Annotated in this window: 17 protein-coding genes; 10 read left to right on the forward strand and 7 right to left on the reverse strand. The window is 39.1% G+C overall.

Features of this window, described 5'->3' with window-relative positions:
- Window positions 1-1,367: 1,367 nt before the first annotated feature.
- The 5 genes from PSI23_RS04485 to trmL are packed head-to-tail and all read left to right on the forward strand — an operon-like array spanning window position 1,368 to window position 6,207.
- A complete protein-coding gene (locus PSI23_RS04485; RefSeq protein WP_273553947.1) occupies window positions 1,368-2,183 on the forward strand; it encodes a glycosyltransferase family 4 protein in 816 nt (271 codons plus the stop codon).
- Complete coding sequence (locus tag PSI23_RS04490; RefSeq protein WP_273553948.1) at window positions 2,167-3,477, forward strand: capsular polysaccharide export protein, LipB/KpsS family; 1,311 nt, start codon at window positions 2,167-2,169, stop codon at window positions 3,475-3,477. Before PSI23_RS04485 ends, PSI23_RS04490 begins: the two co-directional genes overlap by 17 nt.
- Window positions 3,470-4,639 (forward strand): nucleotide sugar dehydrogenase, encoded by a 1,170-nt coding sequence (locus PSI23_RS04495; protein ID WP_273553949.1) that lies wholly within the window; start codon window positions 3,470-3,472, stop codon window positions 4,637-4,639. Before PSI23_RS04490 ends, PSI23_RS04495 begins: the two co-directional genes overlap by 8 nt.
- A gap of 29 nt (window positions 4,640-4,668) precedes the next feature.
- Window positions 4,669-5,673: an NAD-dependent epimerase gene (locus PSI23_RS04500; protein ID WP_273553950.1), complete on the forward strand. Its 1,005-nt coding sequence runs from the start codon at window positions 4,669-4,671 to the stop codon at window positions 5,671-5,673.
- 30 nt (window positions 5,674-5,703) lie between these two features.
- The gene (trmL, locus tag PSI23_RS04505) at window positions 5,704-6,207 is read left to right on the forward strand and encodes a tRNA (uridine(34)/cytosine(34)/5-carboxymethylaminomethyluridine(34)-2'-O)-methyltransferase TrmL (protein ID WP_273553951.1); all 504 of its coding nucleotides are present in this window, start codon (window positions 5,704-5,706) and stop codon (window positions 6,205-6,207) included.
- 74 nt (window positions 6,208-6,281) lie between these two features.
- On the opposite strand, the gene cysE is transcribed toward trmL, so the two are convergent.
- The 4 genes from cysE to PSI23_RS04525 all read right to left on the reverse strand — a co-directional run bounded on the left by cysE (window position 6,282) and on the right by PSI23_RS04525 (window position 9,125).
- On the reverse strand, window positions 6,282-7,103 hold the full coding sequence (gene cysE / locus PSI23_RS04510) for a serine O-acetyltransferase (protein ID WP_273553952.1): 822 nt from the start codon (window positions 7,101-7,103) through the stop codon (window positions 6,282-6,284).
- A 19-nt stretch (window positions 7,104-7,122) separates the two neighbouring features.
- Window positions 7,123-8,142 (reverse strand): NAD(P)H-dependent glycerol-3-phosphate dehydrogenase, encoded by a 1,020-nt coding sequence (gpsA, locus tag PSI23_RS04515; RefSeq protein ID WP_273553953.1) that lies wholly within the window; start codon window positions 8,140-8,142, stop codon window positions 7,123-7,125.
- On the reverse strand, window positions 8,142-8,612 hold the full coding sequence (gene secB / locus PSI23_RS04520) for a protein-export chaperone SecB (protein ID WP_273553954.1): 471 nt from the start codon (window positions 8,610-8,612) through the stop codon (window positions 8,142-8,144). Before secB ends, gpsA begins: the two co-directional genes overlap by 1 nt.
- Before the next feature lie 75 nt (window positions 8,613-8,687).
- Complete coding sequence (locus tag PSI23_RS04525) at window positions 8,688-9,125, reverse strand: rhodanese-like domain-containing protein (protein ID WP_273553955.1); 438 nt, start codon at window positions 9,123-9,125, stop codon at window positions 8,688-8,690.
- Between the two features lie 330 nt (window positions 9,126-9,455).
- On the opposite strand from PSI23_RS04525, the gene envC reads away from it, so the two are divergent.
- Together envC and PSI23_RS04535 are read left to right on the forward strand one after the other, a co-directional pair.
- The gene (envC, locus tag PSI23_RS04530; protein WP_273553956.1) at window positions 9,456-10,772 is read left to right on the forward strand and encodes a murein hydrolase activator EnvC; all 1,317 of its coding nucleotides are present in this window, start codon (window positions 9,456-9,458) and stop codon (window positions 10,770-10,772) included.
- A 28-nt stretch (window positions 10,773-10,800) separates the two neighbouring features.
- Window positions 10,801-11,877, forward strand: coding sequence for a divergent polysaccharide deacetylase family protein (locus PSI23_RS04535; RefSeq protein WP_273553957.1), 1,077 nt, complete (start codon window positions 10,801-10,803; stop codon window positions 11,875-11,877).
- Here PSI23_RS04535 and tdh read toward each other — a convergent pair.
- Both tdh and kbl read right to left on the reverse strand, forming a co-directional pair.
- Window positions 11,874-12,899 (reverse strand): L-threonine 3-dehydrogenase, encoded by a 1,026-nt coding sequence (gene tdh / locus PSI23_RS04540; protein WP_273553958.1) that lies wholly within the window; start codon window positions 12,897-12,899, stop codon window positions 11,874-11,876. The genes PSI23_RS04535 and tdh overlap by 4 nt on opposite strands.
- A gap of 9 nt (window positions 12,900-12,908) precedes the next feature.
- Entirely contained in the window at window positions 12,909-14,105 is a 1,197-nt protein-coding gene (gene kbl / locus PSI23_RS04545; protein WP_273553959.1) for a glycine C-acetyltransferase, read from the reverse strand.
- A gap of 295 nt (window positions 14,106-14,400) precedes the next feature.
- Here kbl and rfaD point away from each other — a divergent pair, with 295 nt between their 5' ends.
- Genes rfaD through rfaC form a run of 3 tightly spaced genes read left to right on the forward strand, consistent with a single transcriptional unit; the run spans window position 14,401 to window position 17,378 of the window.
- Window positions 14,401-15,339, forward strand: coding sequence for an ADP-glyceromanno-heptose 6-epimerase (rfaD, locus tag PSI23_RS04550; protein WP_273553960.1), 939 nt, complete (start codon window positions 14,401-14,403; stop codon window positions 15,337-15,339).
- A gap of 9 nt (window positions 15,340-15,348) precedes the next feature.
- The gene (gene rfaF, locus PSI23_RS04555; protein WP_273553961.1) at window positions 15,349-16,401 is read left to right on the forward strand and encodes an ADP-heptose--LPS heptosyltransferase RfaF; all 1,053 of its coding nucleotides are present in this window, start codon (window positions 15,349-15,351) and stop codon (window positions 16,399-16,401) included.
- Window positions 16,401-17,378, forward strand: coding sequence for a lipopolysaccharide heptosyltransferase RfaC (gene rfaC, locus PSI23_RS04560; protein ID WP_273553962.1), 978 nt, complete (start codon window positions 16,401-16,403; stop codon window positions 17,376-17,378). The genes rfaF and rfaC overlap by 1 nt, the downstream gene beginning before the upstream one ends.
- On the opposite strand, the gene PSI23_RS04565 is transcribed toward rfaC, so the two are convergent.
- A complete protein-coding gene (locus PSI23_RS04565; protein ID WP_273553963.1) occupies window positions 17,358-18,245 on the reverse strand; it encodes a GNAT family N-acetyltransferase in 888 nt (295 codons plus the stop codon). The two genes, rfaC and PSI23_RS04565, sit on opposite strands and share 21 nt — an antisense overlap.
- Window positions 18,246-18,331: the final 86 nt, after the last annotated feature.

The raw sequence follows: 18,331 nt of genomic DNA on the forward strand, positions 1-18,331 counted from the left end.
ATCTGCATCTTTAATCAGCTTCAATCCATATATTAATATTATAACCCTCTTTTTCTCATTTTTATCCTTTATATATTGCAAAACAACTAACTATAGTATCAACTATAAATTTATTAAAGTAATATTCGGAATATCGTTAATATTATTATCTTTTCTTTCTCTAAGTTTTATCCTTTATTCCATTGAGAATAGTAATATATTTACTTCCTTCAAGGATAACACAATAATAAATAATTCCATAAATAAATTTATAAGTGTAATAAATTATTTTATGATTTCAATATCACTTTTCCGTATAAAGGAAGATCATGATTGCATAGCAAAAGTGATCAGCAAAGTGTTAAATGTTCATTTAATATTCTTTTATATACAAACTATTGTTATTTATTTAACCGGTTATTATATTGATATTGTTAAGTTTATTACAGGTGAAGAAAGCAGATACATCAATGTGTGGCATAATACTACCAATTCAATTATGCTATATAGGCCTACAGGATTATTAGTTGAGCCATCTACATATGCTGTAGTTCTTTCATCATTATTAATACCCTTATATCTTATACGCAAAAAAATAAGCATCTTATTCATTTTATCTATGATAAGCTTATTAATATGCAGCTCTTCTGTGGGAAAAATATTATTCGTATTAATATCTATTATTCTTATTCAAAACGTATATATTAGAAAAGTAAAAATATATAATTTTATCCTACTAACATTGCTATGTATTATAGGCATAGTAGCTATTGTTTATCCTTCTCTAATTGATATATTTATATCTAGAGCCCAATACACCTTAAAGCTAAGAATAGAGACTATTAGATTAATTTTGGACCGAGATTTGTGGGATCTAATTATTGGAAAAGGATATTTCCTGATTGAAGATAAAATATACAATTATAATCTTAATGAGATGAATAGAGAATATGCTACAATAGCAGATATAGGTTTTATATTATATAGCTTTTCAGTTTCATTAATACTCTCTCTAATTTTATTTATATTTATTTTTCTAAACTTAAAAAGAAAGATTTATTACTTCCTTCCTATTTTAGCTTTACTAATAACAAAACTAAATTTCGAGCACTCTATTTTTTGGATTTCTATAACATTGATAATATTAATTTCACAAAAAAGACAATATGAAAATAACCTCACTAATAGCTAATAACATACATTGTGGCTCTAATTATGTCCACTACTTATTATCAAAAGGAAATAACAAATGGAATATATTATCTTTACGAGGAAAAAAAAATCAATTATACGATCTATCTATAAAAAATCTAAAGCTATCTCGTTATAGGATGCTATTTAATATTTTATTCTTGAGTAAAATATTAAATGAAATAAGAAATACAGATGTGATCCTTGCAGATGGGATATTTCCTTATATTTATGGGAAAATAATAAGAAAATATGCCCCTACAATTAAGGTATTTTTCTTAGTACATAATGATTATTCAATAAATAACAGAAGTAATTGGAAGATACTCCCTAAATGGCTATTCAATTTTATATATGATTTTCTATTAAGAAATGAAAAAGTAATTACAACCTCTCTATCAGCCTCTGAAGGATTAAAAAAAAGGAATATAAAATCATTCCATATAGATAATGGCTGTATTACTCCCATATATGGAAAAAATAAAAATGCAGACAATAAAATACTTAACTTCTGGTATGTAGGAAGACTAGTAAAAGCTAAGCAGGTAGGTTTGTTAATAAAAGCATTCTACAATTTACCTAGTCATTGTAGACTAAATATAGTTGGTAATGGTGATGAAAAAGAAAAATTAAATCATCTATCTATTGAAAGAAATATTAACTGTAAATTTTGGGGAGAGATAGAAAATCCTTTTTCCATTATCCATCCAGGTGATATATTTGTATTACCATCACTCGTAGAAGGTAAATCAATAGCTCTAATGGAAGCTATACTATCAAATTGTTATTGTATAGCTTCAGATATAGATGCAAATAGAGAATTTGAAAAGTATAATGTGACTTTATTTTCAGTGTGTTCTGTAGAAAGTTTAAATTCAAAACTGGTTTTTTCATCAAAATTATCTCAGAAACAGAGAATCAAAGTAACAAGAGTTGATTTAGCAGATCAAGATTTTTCCCAAAAAGAAATGCAAAAGAAGTACATAAAGGTATTCAATGAAAAAAACACATAATATACTAACTTTAGATCCTATGTATTCAAACTTACATAGTAAAATAGCTTCTTTATACTGCGGAAAAAAAATAGCATTACTATCCTCATTTGCAATAAGCCATTATTTAGACGAATTTGATTGCCATTATATAAATAAAGAAATAAAAAATATTATACCGTCGAATGAAGATAAAATTATTGTCCTAAACACCCCCTCTATTTATAAAGCAAAAATAGAATATCAAGAAAAAAGAGAATTAAATTTAAATGAAATTGAATATATGAGTCAATTTGTTTCTTTTATTAGAAATTTTATAATAAAACACAATATTAAATTAGTATTACTTCATAATGATCTAAGATGGCATCACGCTCTTACTATAAAAATATGTAAGATATTAAATATAACTTATATTGTAACTGAACAGGGATTATTTAGACCTAATACAACTATTTTAGATCCTAAAGGAGTAAATGCATTTTCATCTTTAATTAAAATTAAGAAGTTCTCTTTTTCACCTTATATATCTTCATCTAATAATTCACATAATACTTCGATAGCACATCACCATAATTCAATAAAATCAAAATATCATTTTTTTATTTTTTTACTACTTCTAAAAATAGAAAAAACATTTAGTTCATCAACTCTATTAAAATATCAACATAATAGTTTCAGTATAAGGAAATACATAAAGAGACATATTAATCAATTTAAAAATGGCTCCTATCATGACAGAACATCTATAATAGAGTTACCTGTTAACTATATATTTGTTCCTCTCCAACTAGAGGAAGACACACAAATATTAATACATAGTAATATCAAATCAAATCAACTCCTCATAAAAGAAATAGAGAAATGTGTTCGTAACGTTAATCCTAATATAAGCATTCTATTTAAAAAACATCCTAATGATAATAAAAATTATATTTTAGGTTGTAATAGTCAGATGGTTTTAGGTGGAGTACACGAATTAGCTGAAAAATCAAAATTATCAATAACAATAAACTCTAGTGCGGCCATAGATATTATTAAAACTGATTGCCCATTGATTTTACTTGGTAATTCCATCTATGACAAGGAGGATATAGCTATAAAATCCAACCTAGTTAACTTAGAAAAAACCATATATTCTATATTAATAAATAAAGAAACTCCACATACTAAGAAAGCAAGAAAAGAATATCTAGACTATTTATATTATAGCTATAGTCTGCATGGTGCAGGATATTCATATAATATGAATAAAATAAAAAGAAAATTAACAGAAATAGGCTATTTTAATACTGAGAAAATCAAAAATGTATAAAATTACTATAGTTGGTATAGGATATGTTGGTTTGTCCAATGGGATACTTTTATCTCAAAATAATCTAGTGGTTGCCTTAGATGTTGATAAAGAAAAAATAAATTTCATTAAAGAAAAAAAAATTTTTATAAAAGATCTAGAAATGGATTTTTTTATTAAAGAAAAGTATCTTAATTTCGAAGCAACTCTAGATAAGAAAGAAGCATATGAGAAATCTAATTTTGTAATCATTTCCACCCCAACAGATTATGATCCAAACACCAATTATTTCAACACAAAATCAGTAGAATCTGTTATTGAAGATGTCCTAGAATACAACCCTTCAGCAACAATGGTAATAAAATCAACCATTCCAGTTGGTTTTACCAAACAAATGCGAGAAAAATATCAAACTGACAATATTATTTTTTCTCCCGAATTCTTACGTGAAGGCCGTGCTCTTTACGATAATCTATATCCATCCAGAATTGTCGTCGGTGAACGCTCAGAAAGAGCAAAAGTATTTGCTAACCTTCTTATAGAAGGTGCAATCAAACAGGATATTCCTGTTCTTTTTACCGACTCCACTGAAGCCGAAGCTATTAAACTCTTCGCTAATACCTATCTTGCTATGCGTGTAGCTTATTTTAATGAACTAGATAGCTATGCTGAAGCTAAAGGACTAGATTCACGCCAAATTATTGAAGGTGTATGCTTAGATCCACGTATTGGTAACCATTACAATAATCCATCTTTTGGTTATGGTGGTTATTGCCTTCCAAAAGATACAAAACAGTTATTGGCTAATTATCAGGAAGTACCAAATAATATTATTGGTGCAATTGTAGAAGCTAATCGAACGCGTAAAGACTTTATTGCCGACTTGATCATCAGTAAAAATCCCAAAATAGTTGGTGTTTATCGTCTTATTATGAAATCAGGCTCGGATAATTTCAGAGCTTCCTCAATTCAAGGAATAATGAAACGAATCAAAGCCAAAGGTATTGAGGTGGTAATTTTTGAACCTGAGATGAAAGAAGAAAACTTCTTCAATTCCAGACTAATTCGTGATTTAAATGAATTTAAAACTATATCTGACGTTATTATTTCAAATCGTATGTCTGTAGACTTAAAAGACGTAAAATCAAAAGTATATTCACGTGATCTTTTTGGAAATGATTGATTTATATAAACTATAACAGTTGAATTATTATGAAATATTTAGTCACAGGTGCAGCAGGATTCATTGGTTTTCATTTAATAAAAAAATTAATAAAAAATGGTAACCATGTTATTGGAATTGACAATATCAATGATTATTATGACGTCTCTTTAAAAAAATCAAGATTAGAGGCTTTGTCTAATCTTAAGAATTTCAGATTCATATTCATGGATGTTTATGATAGGAATTCAATTGAAGAGTTATTTAAAAATAACAAATTTGATCGTGTAATTCATTTGGCAGCTCAAGCTGGTGTACGATACTCTCTAATTAATCCTTACTCTTATTCTGATAGCAATCTATCTGGATTTTTAACTATCCTTGAAGGTTGTCGTCATAATAATATTAATCATTTAGTATACGCATCATCAAGTTCTGTTTACGGCTTAAATGATCAACTTCCATTCTCAACCTCTGACTCCGTAGATCATCCAATTTCACTATATGCCGCTACAAAGAAAGCTAACGAGCTAATGGCTCACAGCTATTCCCACTTATATGGAATTCCTACTACAGGTCTTAGATTTTTTACAGTCTATGGTCCATGGGGAAGACCAGATATGGCTCTGTTCAAATTTACAAAAGCAATACTAAACCATGCGCCTATAGATGTGTATAACAATGGTCAACTAAGCCGTGATTTCACATATATAGATGATATTGTAGAAGGTATTGTCCGAATTTCTGATGTTGTACCTATTTCTGATAATTCTTGGACACCTAAGATAGGTAATCCAGCAAATAGCTCAGCACCTTATAAAATATATAATATTGGTAATGGTTCTCCGGTAAATTTAATGGATTACATTACTGCTCTAGAAAATAGTTTAGGTATTAAAGCAATTAAAAATATGCTTCCAATGCAGCTTGGCGATGTTTATTCAACATGGGCTGATACTGAAGATCTATTTAAGGCAACTGGTTATAAACCTTCCACTAATGTATCAGACGGTGTAAAACAATTTATTCAATGGTATAAACAATATTATCTATGAGCTACTATTCCGAATAATTGCTAGAATACTATGCTAAACATCGTCCTATTCGAACCAGAAATCCCGCCTAATACAGGCAATATTATCCGCCTCTGCGCCAACACAGGCTGTCAGCTTCATCTCATTCAACCATTAGGTTTCACCTGGGATGACAAACGCCTGCGTCGTGCAGGGTTAGATTACCACGAGTTTGCCAATATCAAACAACATCACGATTACAACGCGTTCCTAGAAAGTGAAGGACTGAGTTCTGTCAATTCACAATCCCCTTCTGGAGCACGTCTGTTTGCCTTAACCACAAAAGGCACTCCGGCGCACAGTAATGTGAGTTATCGTGATGGTGATTATCTGATGTTTGGTCCGGAAACCCGTGGTTTGCCATCTTATGTGTTAGATAACATGCCACCTGAACAAAAAATCAAAATTCCCATGCTGCCAGATAGCCGTAGCATGAATTTGTCCAATTCTGTTTCGGTGGTCGTGTTTGAAGCATGGCGGCAACTGGGTTATCCGGGTGCGTTATTGCGGGATTAATATGTAACATTCAGCGCCTAACCCGCGCTGAATGTTCTATTTATTTTATTGACTACAAGAAAAGGAACTGAATTTCAAATCCCATCCCCATTCTCAAAGCCATTATTGATGCCATTAAAATGCTGGTTCATATCCAGCGATGGCTTGTCACTTTCTGGTTTTCCGACAATCCTGGCTGGTACGCCTGCCACTGTGGTATGAGGTGGAACTGATCTTAATACAACCGAGCCCGCACCAATTTTTGCGCCACGACCAATCTCTATATTACCGAGGATTTTGGAACCCGCGCCAATCATCACCCCTTCACGTACTTTCGGATGACGATCGCCTCCCGTTTTGCCCGTACCACCAAGCGTTACGGATTGCAGAATGGAAACATCATTTTCAACAATCGCGGTTTCACCAATCACAATACCAGTTGCGTGGTCGAGCATAATGCCACAGCCAATTTTCGCGGCAGGATGGATATCAACACCAAACGCAACCGAGATCTGGTTTTGCGTATAAATTGCCAGTGCTTTACGATCTTGTTTCCATAACCAATGTGCAATACGGTAGGCCTGTAGGGCATGGAAACCCTTAAGGTAGAGTAATGGTGTCGAATATTTATCTACAGCCGGATCGCGCAATCGAACAGCCTTGATATCACGTGCTGCCGATTCAATCATCTTGGGATCACTGCGATACGCACTTTCAACGACTTCTCTGACTTCAATAGGAGGCATAATCGGTGTTGCCAGCTTATTTGCCAGCATATAACTCAGGGCACTACCAAGATTTTCATGCTTGAGTAGTGTCGCGTGAAAAAAACTGGCTAGCATGGGTTCACAGTCAGCCAGAACCCTCGCCTCGTTTTTTATATTTTTCCAGACTTCGTTCAGTTCTGCTCGCGACATATCAGTGTTCCAATTTTACTTAAGAGTGAGAGCCCTCTCCCTCATCTCTGGTAGCTCTTCCCAATAATGCTTGAGCGGCTTCAATCACATTTTTATTGCAGTACAGTATCTGGTAGATCTGCTCTGTAATAGGCATTTCGACACCCACTCGTTCCGCCAAAGCTCGAACTTCTTTGGTATTACGATATCCTTCAACAACTTGCCCGATTTCGCGCTGCGCTTCATCAACATCAATACCTTTTCCCAGCATCATGCCAAAACGACGGTTACGGGATTGGTTATCTGTACAGGTCAGAACTAAATCCCCTAACCCTGCCATTCCCATAAATGTGGAAGGATCAGCCCCTAATGCCACGCCGAGACGGCTCATCTCTGCCAATCCCCGGGTAATCAACGCCGTGCGGGCATTCGCCCCGAATCCCATACCATCAGAGATCCCTGCACCAATTGCAATAACATTTTTTATTGCTCCGCCGAGCTGCACTCCGATGAAATCTGGGTTCTTGTATACCCGGAAACTTTTGCCACAATGGAAAAGCTGTTGAAGCTCTTCACCAAATTCAGGTGTTGTGGCGGAGACCGCTATTGCTGTTGGTAAACCAGCTGCCAGCTCTTTTGCGAATGTCGGGCCAGAAACTACCGCCAAGGGGATTTCATTACCTAATATCTCACGGGCTACATCTTGTAATAAGCGTCCAGTTTCAGCCTCAAGCCCCTTGGTGGCCCAAACAATACGGCTCTCATGTTGTAAATGTGGCTTTATCTGTTGCAAGACATCTCCGAAAACATGGCTGGGAACCACTATCAGGATATTGCGACTGGCTGAAACGGCACTTTTCAGATCAGCCTCAAGCAGTAAACTATCAGGAAAAGAAACATCCGATAAAAATGTCTGATTACTACGCGCTTGTTGCAAGGCATTAATGTGCTCAGGGTTATGCCCCCAAAGCACAACTTCATGTCCATTACGGGCCAAAGTAATGGCTAAAGCGGTGCCGTATGAGCCGGCACCGATCACTGTCATAGAAGCAGTATTCATTAGGCTTCCTGTTCAGCCTCATTAGGCTGTGTGTCAGCCTGCTGTTGCAGATAGTTCATGAACAGTGCATCAAAGTTAACTGGAGCCAAATTCAGTTGTGGGAAAGTACCACGGCCTACCAAGCTGGTGATGCATTCACGGGCATATGGGAACAGAATGTTCGGGCAATAGGCGCCTAAGCAGTGTGCCAGTTGTGTTCCTTCAATGCCATCAATGGAGAAAATACCTGCTTGCTGAACTTCGCACAGGAACGCAGTTTCTTCTCCCAGTGCCGCCGTAACAGTAACGCGCAGAACAACTTCATAAACTCCCTGAACCAATTCACTGGAAGCAGTGTCCAGATCCAATTTGACTTCCGGTTGCCATTCCTGCTGGAAAATCTGCGGTGCTTTTGGTGCTTCGAAAGAAACATCTTTCATGTAAATACGCTGGATCTGGAAAGCCATTTCTGTGTTATTTTGTTCTGACATAATAATGTTTACCTTTTTCAGATGTCCTTATTAAACCTTTCAATTGTACAAGCATATTACTTGCATCTAAGTTCGTTATTTCTTGCCACGAGCTAATGGCAGATTTTCACCCGCCCAACCAGCAATCCCTTCTTTCAGAGAATAAACCTGCTCGAAGCCAAAACGAACCAAATTCTCCGCCGGTGTTCTGGATTCCAGCCCATTGACTGAAACTACGAGGACGGGCTGTTTTTTATGTTTCTCCAACTCACCTAGATTATTGTCTTTAATCTCAGATGGCGTCAGGTTAACGGAACCTATGATATGCCCTCTGCGGAAATCGTCACGGGAACGTAAATCCACAACGATAGCTTCTTCCTTGTTGATTAAATGGATAGCCTGAGCACGGGTGATCTCTTTACTCTTGGAGAACACACCTTTTACCGTCATGACAATGACAGCCACCAGCAATGCAACCCAGACAAGGCTCAGGATCGTGTTCCGGCTAATAAATTGCATGATTTCTTGCAGCATGGGGGGCAACAACTCCCGTTAGTTAATAACAAATATCTAAGGTAGCAGAGTATACCTGTGTGTTGCGTCAATTACAGCCAATTAGCACCAATCCTATGCAGATTTTGCGGAGAGTTTCGAGAAAAATTAAAAAATACACCGAGAACAACTTGATTGTAATGCATGATTAAAATATTTCATGTAACACTGGGCCAAGGCAAGATTTTCGACAATAAATGAACTAAATTAACTAAAACTTATATTAATGATAAAAAACAGGCTGTTCTCTGGTCAGAGGCAATTCCTCATGAAATAATCAGGCGCTATATAGCAGCAAGGTACTCAATTAAGATGGCTGAAAATAAGGTTCTAAAGAGTCGTAAGAATCGGCAGAAACAATATAAACGGCAAAATAAAATCAGAGCGTTACAGCTACTCTGTGCCTTGTTGTTCACCTTTTTCAGCTTTATTACGAGTACTTTCGCAAATCAGATTTCAGAGAATAAAAATCAGCTCAAAGATATTCAACAAGATATTGCCGAGAAAGAGAAAAATGTAAAACAGCAGCAAAAACAACGTACTGACCTGCTTAATCAATTAAAAGAACAAGAAAGTACTATCTCAGAGGTGGGACGTTCGCTGCATACGACACAAACTCGTCTGAATAAACTAGAAAATGAAGTTTCATCGCTGAATACAAATATCAAACGCCTGCAAACGCAACAAAAGGAACAGCGTCAATTACTTGCCAACCAATTAGATGCTGTCTTTCGGCAAGGAAATCACCAAGGATTAGAGTTATTGCTCAATGGGCAGGAAAATCAGCGCAAAGAGCGTATTCTTGCGTATTACAGTTACTTGAATCAGACACGTCAGGAAACTATAGCCAAACTGCAAAAAACAACCGAAGAACTTAATCAACAAAAAAAACAGCAACTAGAAAAACAAAGTGAACAGAAAGCGATACTGACCAGCCAAAAACAGCAAAAACAAAAGATGGAAGTTGTCCGCACCGCACGACAGAAAACATTAACGACACTGGAATCTTCATTGAAAAAAGAGCAACAGGGACTAACAGAGCTTCGGCAGAATGAAACCAGATTGAGGGACAAGATTGCCAAAGCTGAACGGGAAGCCAAAGCGCGTGCTGAACGTGAAGCTCGTGACGCAGCCCGCGTTCGTGCTCAAGTTGCCGCTAAACAGAAACAAGCCCAACAAAAAGCCTCCAGCTATAAACCAACAGAAGAAGAACGTGCTCTCATGGCACGGACTGGCGGTCTTGGACGCCCTACCGGGCAAGCAATCTGGCCGGTACGCGGTCGTGTCATCCATAGCTTCGGAGAAGCAATACAAGGTGAACTGCGCTGGAAAGGGGTTGTGATCTCTGCGGCAGAAGGTACTGAAGTAAGAGCAATCTCAGATGGACGTGTATTGCTGGCAGACTGGTTGCAGGGCTATGGTCTGGTTGTCGTGGTTGAACATGGTAAAGGTGATATGAGCATTTACGGTTACAACCAGAGTACATTAGTCAGTGTTGGACAACAGGTTCGAGCAGGCCAACCAATAGCTCTGGTTGGGAGCAGTGGTGGACAACAACAGCCCTCACTGTATTTTGAAATTCGCCGTCAGGGTCGGGCTGTTAACCCTTTGCCGTGGCTAGGAAAATAGAACAAAGCAACATAGGATGAACATAATAATGCTGAAGATGCGGTATCTATTAATAAAACGGGTTAATTCATTCACTCTTTTATCTTGGGTACTGTTATTCTTCACATCATTGCTGTTTACCTTAAACGTTCAAGCAGCACGTTTAGCCATCGTCATTGATGATGTTGGCTATCGTGTTAGAGAAGAAAATAAGATATTCCAAATGCCTGTGGCGGTTTCTATCGCAATCCTGCCCAATTCCCCATACGGCAGGAAAATGGCAGAAAAGGCCTATCAGCAGGGACGGGAGATTTTAATCCATCTGCCAATGGCACCATTAAGCAAACAACCTCTGGAAAAATACACACTCCATCCAGCCATGAGCCGGGAAGAAATTGCCCGTATTATTCAAGATGCAATACAGAAAGTTCCCCATGCTGTTGGTATGAATAATCATATGGGCAGTGCAATGACATCTAATCTCAATAGCATGGAAAAGGTAATACAAGAGTTATCCCATCGTCACCTCTATTTTCTGGACAGTGTGACAATCGGTAATACACAAGTTACCAAAGCGGCGATGGGAACTTCTGTTCCTGTGCTCCGCCGCAATATTTTTTTGGATAATATTCAAACCGAAGCAGAAACACGGCATCAACTTAACCGCGCAATCACCCTCGCCCGCAAACAAGGTTCTGCTGTTGCCATTGGACACCCGCACCCAACAACCATGCGTGCCTTACAGCAAGCACTTGCTACATTACCCGGTGATATTGAGTTGGTAACACCCAGTATATTGTTAAGCTCTGCTCCGACAACCAAAAACGATAATCAAATTGTGCATAATTGCATAAAGCCCCGTGAATCAAAGCCAGTACCAGCAACTCCATTGGATTATCTCAAGATGTTAGGAAAGGCATTACCTAACAATGTCATCGTTAATACTTTAAATCGACATTTGCAAAAACTGTTGGGTCATCACCGGACACAAGAAACACAAAATGATTCAGGCAAGCCAGAAGTAAAGCAAACAACGGAAAACAAAACGGCAGGTAAAACAAAGTCGCAACAAAAAGACGGGCAAACAGGCGCCAAAAAAACCAAAGACGCCTGTGCTAATTTTTAATCCCAATTTAAGATTACTTTGCCAGATTGCCCTGATCGCATGATATCAAAGCCTTTCTGGTAATCATCAATCGAGAATTGGTGAGTGATAATCGGGGACAAATCCAGGCCGGATTGGATCAAAGCCGCCATCTTGTACCAAGTTTCGAACATCTCACGCCCGTAGATACCCTTGATGAATAATCCCTTAAAGATAACTTGATTCCAATCTATCGCCATATCTGATGGAGGAATTCCCAACAGAGCAATACGTCCACCGTGATTCATAGTATTAAGCAAAGTGCGAAATGCGGGTGGTGCTCCTGACATCTCTAAACCGACATCAAAGCCTTCTGTCATTCCCAATTCTGCCATGACGTCAGTCAGGTTTTCTTTGCTGACATTAACCGCGCGGGTAACACCTATTTTGCGAGCCAGCTCAAGACGATATTCGTTCACATCTGTAATCACAACATGACGAGCACCAACATGCTTACACACCGCTGCCGCCATAATCCCGATAGGGCCAGCGCCTGATACCAAAACATCTTCCCCCACCAGATCAAAAGACAGTGCAGTGTGTACTGCATTGCCGAATGGGTCAAAAATAGCGGCCAGCTCATCTGGTATATTGTCCGGAATTTTAAAGGCATTAAATGCAGGAATAACCAGATATTCAGCAAAAGCGCCTTCACGGTTCACACCAACACCCGTGGTATTGCGACATAAATGAGTACGCCCGCCACGGCAGTTACGGCAGTGACCACAGGTGATATGGCCTTCACCGGACACGCGATCGCCAATCTTGAATCCTTTTACTTCCTGACCGATCGCAACGATTTCACCAACATATTCGTGCCCTACCACCATTGGAACAGGGATAGTTTTTTGAGACCAATCATCCCAGTTATAGATGTGAACATCCGTCCCACAAATGGCAGTTTTACGGATTTTAATCATCACATCATTGTGCCCAAGTTCTGGCGTGGGCACATCCGTCATCCAGATACCTTCTTCTGGCTTTAATTTAGATAATGCTTTCATAATGATACCCTAGGCAATGACGTTCAATTGCTTGCCAATGCGTGTAAATGCAGCTACCACATGTTCAATTTGTTCTTCAGTATGAGCGGCTGAAATCTGGGTTCGGATACGTGCCTGACCTTTAGGAACAACCGGATAGAAGAACCCAATTACATAAATGCCTTCTTTCAGTAGTTCTGCGGCGAATTCCTGTGCCAGTTTCGCATCCCCCAACATAACAGGGATGATGGCATGATCAGCGCCTGCCAGCGTGAAACCTGCTGCAGTCATTTTTTCACGGAACAAGTTCGCATTTTTCCAGAGACGCTCACGCAGATCGTCTCCATTTTCCAGCATGTCCAACACCTTGATCGATGCAGCGACAATGGCTGGAGCCAGTGAGTTGGAGAACAGATATGGGCGTGAACGCTGGCGCAGCCATTCAACAACTTCTTTACGCGCGGCGGTATAACCACCGGATGCGCCGCCCAAAGCTTTCCCGAGCGTGCCGGTGATAATGTCAACACGTCCCATGACATCACAATGTTCATGCGTACCACGTCCCTGTTTGCCAACAAAGCCAACCGCATGTGAATCATCAACCATGACCAGCGCACCAAATTCATCCGCCAAATCACAGATGGATTTCAGGTCAGCAATGACACCATCCATTGAAAATACCCCGTCAGTTGCGATCAAGATATTTTGTGCACCTTCGGCTTTTGCCTTTTCCAGCTGTGCTCTTAATTCTTGCATGTCATTATTGGCATAGCGGTAACGTTTTGCTTTGCATAAACGGACGCCATCAATGATGGAAGCATGGTTCAAGGCATCAGAGATAATGGCATCTTCTGGCCCAAACAGTGTTTCAAACAGACCGCCGTTTGCATCAAAGCAAGAGGAGTACAGAATGGCATCTTCCATACCCAAAAATTCAGCAATCTTATTTTCTAATTCTTTATGGGAGTCTTGTGTACCACAAATAAAGCGAACGGATGCCATACCGAAACCGTGGCTATCCATTCCTGCCTTTGCGGCTGCGATCAGGTCAGGGTGATTGGCCAAACCTAAGTAGTTATTGGCACAAAAATTAATGACTTGGTTACCCTCGGCAACAGCAATATTGGCATTCTGGGCAGAAGTGATAATACGCTCACTTTTGAATAGCCCTTCCGAACGGGTTTGCTCCAACTGATCATTAATTTTCTGGTAAAAAGACGCTGACATTTTTCTCTCCTGAGTACCTAATTAAGTGAAAGACGTGATGTATTTTACTGATAGATCCTGCCAGTGACGACACAACGAGAAAAACAATATCAACTTTGTAAAGCTGATCACGGCTCAGAGTCTGGCATGCGGCAAAATTTCAGGGTATTCGCCTGCTTAAGCTGCTGTCGTCAGTAGGGTTAAGTGCTATTATACGCAGCAAAGATCTACCCAATAGATATCAAGTTACAGTAAGAAGGCTGCAATTTGGAAGAATCTGGGTGCAAAATAAACAGACTATTTAGAGGTGAGCCAAATGATTATTGTCACTGGTGGCGCAGGGTTTATCGGCAGCAATATTGTCAAGGCACTGAATGACGAAGGCTATAAGGATATTCTGGTTGTTGATAACCTGAAAGACGGCACAAAGTTCGTCAATTTAGTTGATTTGGATATCACCGATTATATAGATAAGGAAGACTTCATTGCCAGCATCGTTGCGGGTGATGATTTAGGTGACATTGATGCCATTTTCCATGAAGGTGCTTGCTCATCCACAACAGAGTGGGATGGTAAGTATATGATGGATAATAATTATCAATATTCCAAAGATGTGCTGCATTATTGCCTCGATCGTCAAATCCCCTTCCTGTATGCCTCCTCTGCTGCGACTTATGGTGGTCGTAGTGACAATTTCATTGAAGAGCGTCAGTATGAAAAACCTCTCAATGTTTATGGTTACTCCAAATTCCTGTTTGACCAATATGTTCGTGATATTTTGCCCCACACAGATTCTCAAATTTGTGGTTTCCGCTATTTCAATGTGTACGGGCCGCGCGAAGGGCATAAAGGCAGCATGGCAAGTGTCGCCTATCATTTAAATAATCAGATCCATCAAGGACAGAATCCGAAGTTATTTGCCGGTAGTGAGCACTTCCGCCGCGATTTCATCTATGTCGGTGATGTTGCTGCGGTCAATCTGTGGTTCTGGAAAAATAGTGTTTCCGGCATCTTTAACTGTGGAACAGGCCGCGCTGAATCTTTTCAGGCGGTTGCAGACGCTGTAACTGAATTCCATAAAGAAAAATACCCGGTTGTGGAATACATCGATTTTCCAGAAAAATTAAAAGGTCGTTATCAGAGCTTTACTCAAGCAGATCTGACAAAACTTCGCGCTGCTGGCTATGAAAAACCGTTCAAGACGGTTGCCGAAGGTGTCGCTGAATATATGCAATGGCTAAATCAGGATAATTAATCGACTTCTATGAAGATATTGGTGATCGGCCCATCATGGGTAGGTGACATGATGATGTCACAAAGCCTCTACCGTATTTTGAAAGCTTTGTACCCCAATGCAGAAATTGATGTGATGGCACCGGCATGGTGCCGTCCATTACTGGCAAAAATGCCAGAAGTGAATCAGGCATTGGCTATGCCGCTTGGTCATGCTGCCCTTGCCTTGGGAGAGCGCCGACGCCTCGGACTCGCATTGCGTGAAAATAAATACGATCGTGCCTATGTATTGCCCAATTCATTCAAATCTGCACTGGTAGCTTTCTTCGCCAATATCCCGCTGCGTACAGGCTGGCGCGGTGAAATGCGTTATGGACTGCTGAATGATATCCGAACCCTAAATAAGAGTGCTTTTCCGCTCATGGTTCAGCGCTATGTGGCTCTCGCATATGAAGGGAAAAACATGAACAGTGCTGATGACCTTCCACAACCGCTGTTGTGGCCGCGATTAAGTGTCAATGATGAAGACATTGCAGAATCAACCTCAGCCTTCAATATTGCCGATCATCGTCCGATTATTGGCTTCTGCCCAGGTGCCGAGTTCGGCCCGGCCAAACGCTGGCCACATTATCACTATGCAGCCCTTGCTGAACAATTAATCACCGAAAAAGGCTATCAGATATTACTGTTTGGTTCCGACAAAGATCATCAAGCAGGTGAAGATATTCGCGCACTTTTAAGCGAGGATGCCTGCGAAGATTGTCTCAATTTGGCAGGAAAAACCTCACTGGAGCAGGCGGTAAATATCATTGCAGCCTGTGATGCCATCGTCACAAACGATTCAGGTTTGATGCATGTAACAGCCGCTTTAAATCGTCCTCTGGTGGCCTTATATGGGCCAAGTAGCCCGGATTTCACTCCACCTTTATCAAATAAAGCTGAAGTGATTCGTCTGATTACGGGCTACCATAAAATCAGAAAAGGCGACAGCGATGAAGGCTATCACCAAAGTCTTATCGATATTCAACCTGCAATGGTTTTATCTGCATTAGAGAAACTGCTACAGGCGGAGAACCAGAATTAATGCGTGTTTTACTGGTAAAAACATCTTCAATGGGAGATGTGTTACATACTCTGCCGGCATTAACTGATGCAAGAAAGCAATTTCCTGACATTCAATTTGATTGGGTGGTAGAAGAAGGATTTGCCCAGATTCCAACTTGGCACAGTGCTGTCGAAAATGTGATTCCCGTGGCTATTCGACGCTGGCGAAAAAATTGGTTTAGGAAAGATATTCGTGAAGAAAGAGCGCGATTCAGGCAACAACTACAACAATGCCAATATGACGCAATCATTGATGCGCAAGGCCTGTTAAAAAGTGCTTTTTTGGTAACTCGGTTGGCACAAGGCCCAAAACATGGTTACGACAGAAAAAGCATCCGCGAACCTATCGCCAGTCTTTTCTACGATTATTGTCATGCTGTCAGTAAGCAACAGCATGCGGTTGAACGTATTCGGGATTTATTTGCTGATAGTTTGGGCTATAAAAAACCTTCAGAGCAAGGTGATTACGCCATCGCCCGTCATTTTTTGAATCAGCAAACTGATAGCCAAAGTAACTATCTTGTTTTTCTCCACGCAACAACGCGTGATGAAAAACATTGGCCTGAATATCATTGGCGGCAGCTTATTGCAGATATCCAAGCAACTGGCATGCGCATTAAATTACCTTGGGGCGTAGAGCATGAACATCAGCGAGCATTAAGGCTAGCAGCAGGGTTTTCTCATGTTGATGTTCTACCGAAACTGACGCTCGCTAAAGTCGCACACGTTCTCGCAGAGGCAAAAGCGGTGGTTTCAGTTGATACGGGATTGAGCCATCTTACGGCGGCACTTGATCGACCCAATATCACGTTATTTGGGCCGACTGATCCGGGATTGATCGGTGGATATGGGAAAGAACAGCATCCTCTGAAATCGGTGGATAATACAATGCAAGGTATTACATCTTCAGAGGTTATGTTGCTCTTGAGAAACATATTAAAAAAGCACTTTGCCTAGCGGTAATGTTTCACACCAACGATTTTTGTATTCAAACGTAGGATTACCCAAGGAGTAACGCATAGTTTTATCTCCCTGCTGACACAATGCTTTTCCTTCTTGGATATTCACCCACATCAAGACACTACCAACGCTGAGATGAGCATATTCAGGATCATAACCACCATTAATGGCATCAAAGGAAATCCATTTGGGGCTATCAGCCCACAGAACAAAATCGTAAGCACAAGGTTTGCCGTTAATCAGTAACACATTGCCAAATATATGCTCACGTAGTTCAGTATATATTTCAAGGAGATACTTTTTTTGCTCTTCAGAATGACTGTGTTTCCAACGCTTTTGATATAGATCGATATAAATATCCACCAACTCTTCTGCACGAAACTCACTTGAAGGACGGATTTCTCCTCCTGCACGCTTGAATTTATTGATCTCATTGCTGCGATTACGACGGGTTTTGTAAGAAAAACTGTCTTTGATTAGGCAGATTTGGCGCTTACTAAAAAGAGACCTATAGCTAGCATTGATAAAATTTATTTCATAAATAGGTGATAATCTCTTTGATTTTACTGGTAAAAACAGCTTAGCATCGGTTGCAATAGGGAAAATAATTTCATCATAGGATAGTGGATATTTAGTTTGTATCTCTTCAATTAACTTTTTGTTTTGGTAAGAAAAACAAGCACCTTTAATTCCAGATTCTGTTTTTTTTATATAAAAATAAAATTGCCCATCAAGATGTTTATCCAAAAAAGATACAATATTGGGATGTGTTGATACACCCCCACCGAGAAGGGCGTAAACTTCTTTATACTGTTCGAAATCGCAATTTTTCCATCCTGAAAAAAGTGCTTTTATTTTCATCATACTCCATCCCATAAAGTTAACTCTTCTTAACATTAAGATAATTAATACTATATTTAACGCAGTTTCGCATAATAAATGCAATACCA

The organism is Xenorhabdus yunnanensis (assembly GCF_028598805.1).
GTDB lineage: Bacteria > Pseudomonadota > Gammaproteobacteria > Enterobacterales > Enterobacteriaceae > Xenorhabdus > Xenorhabdus yunnanensis.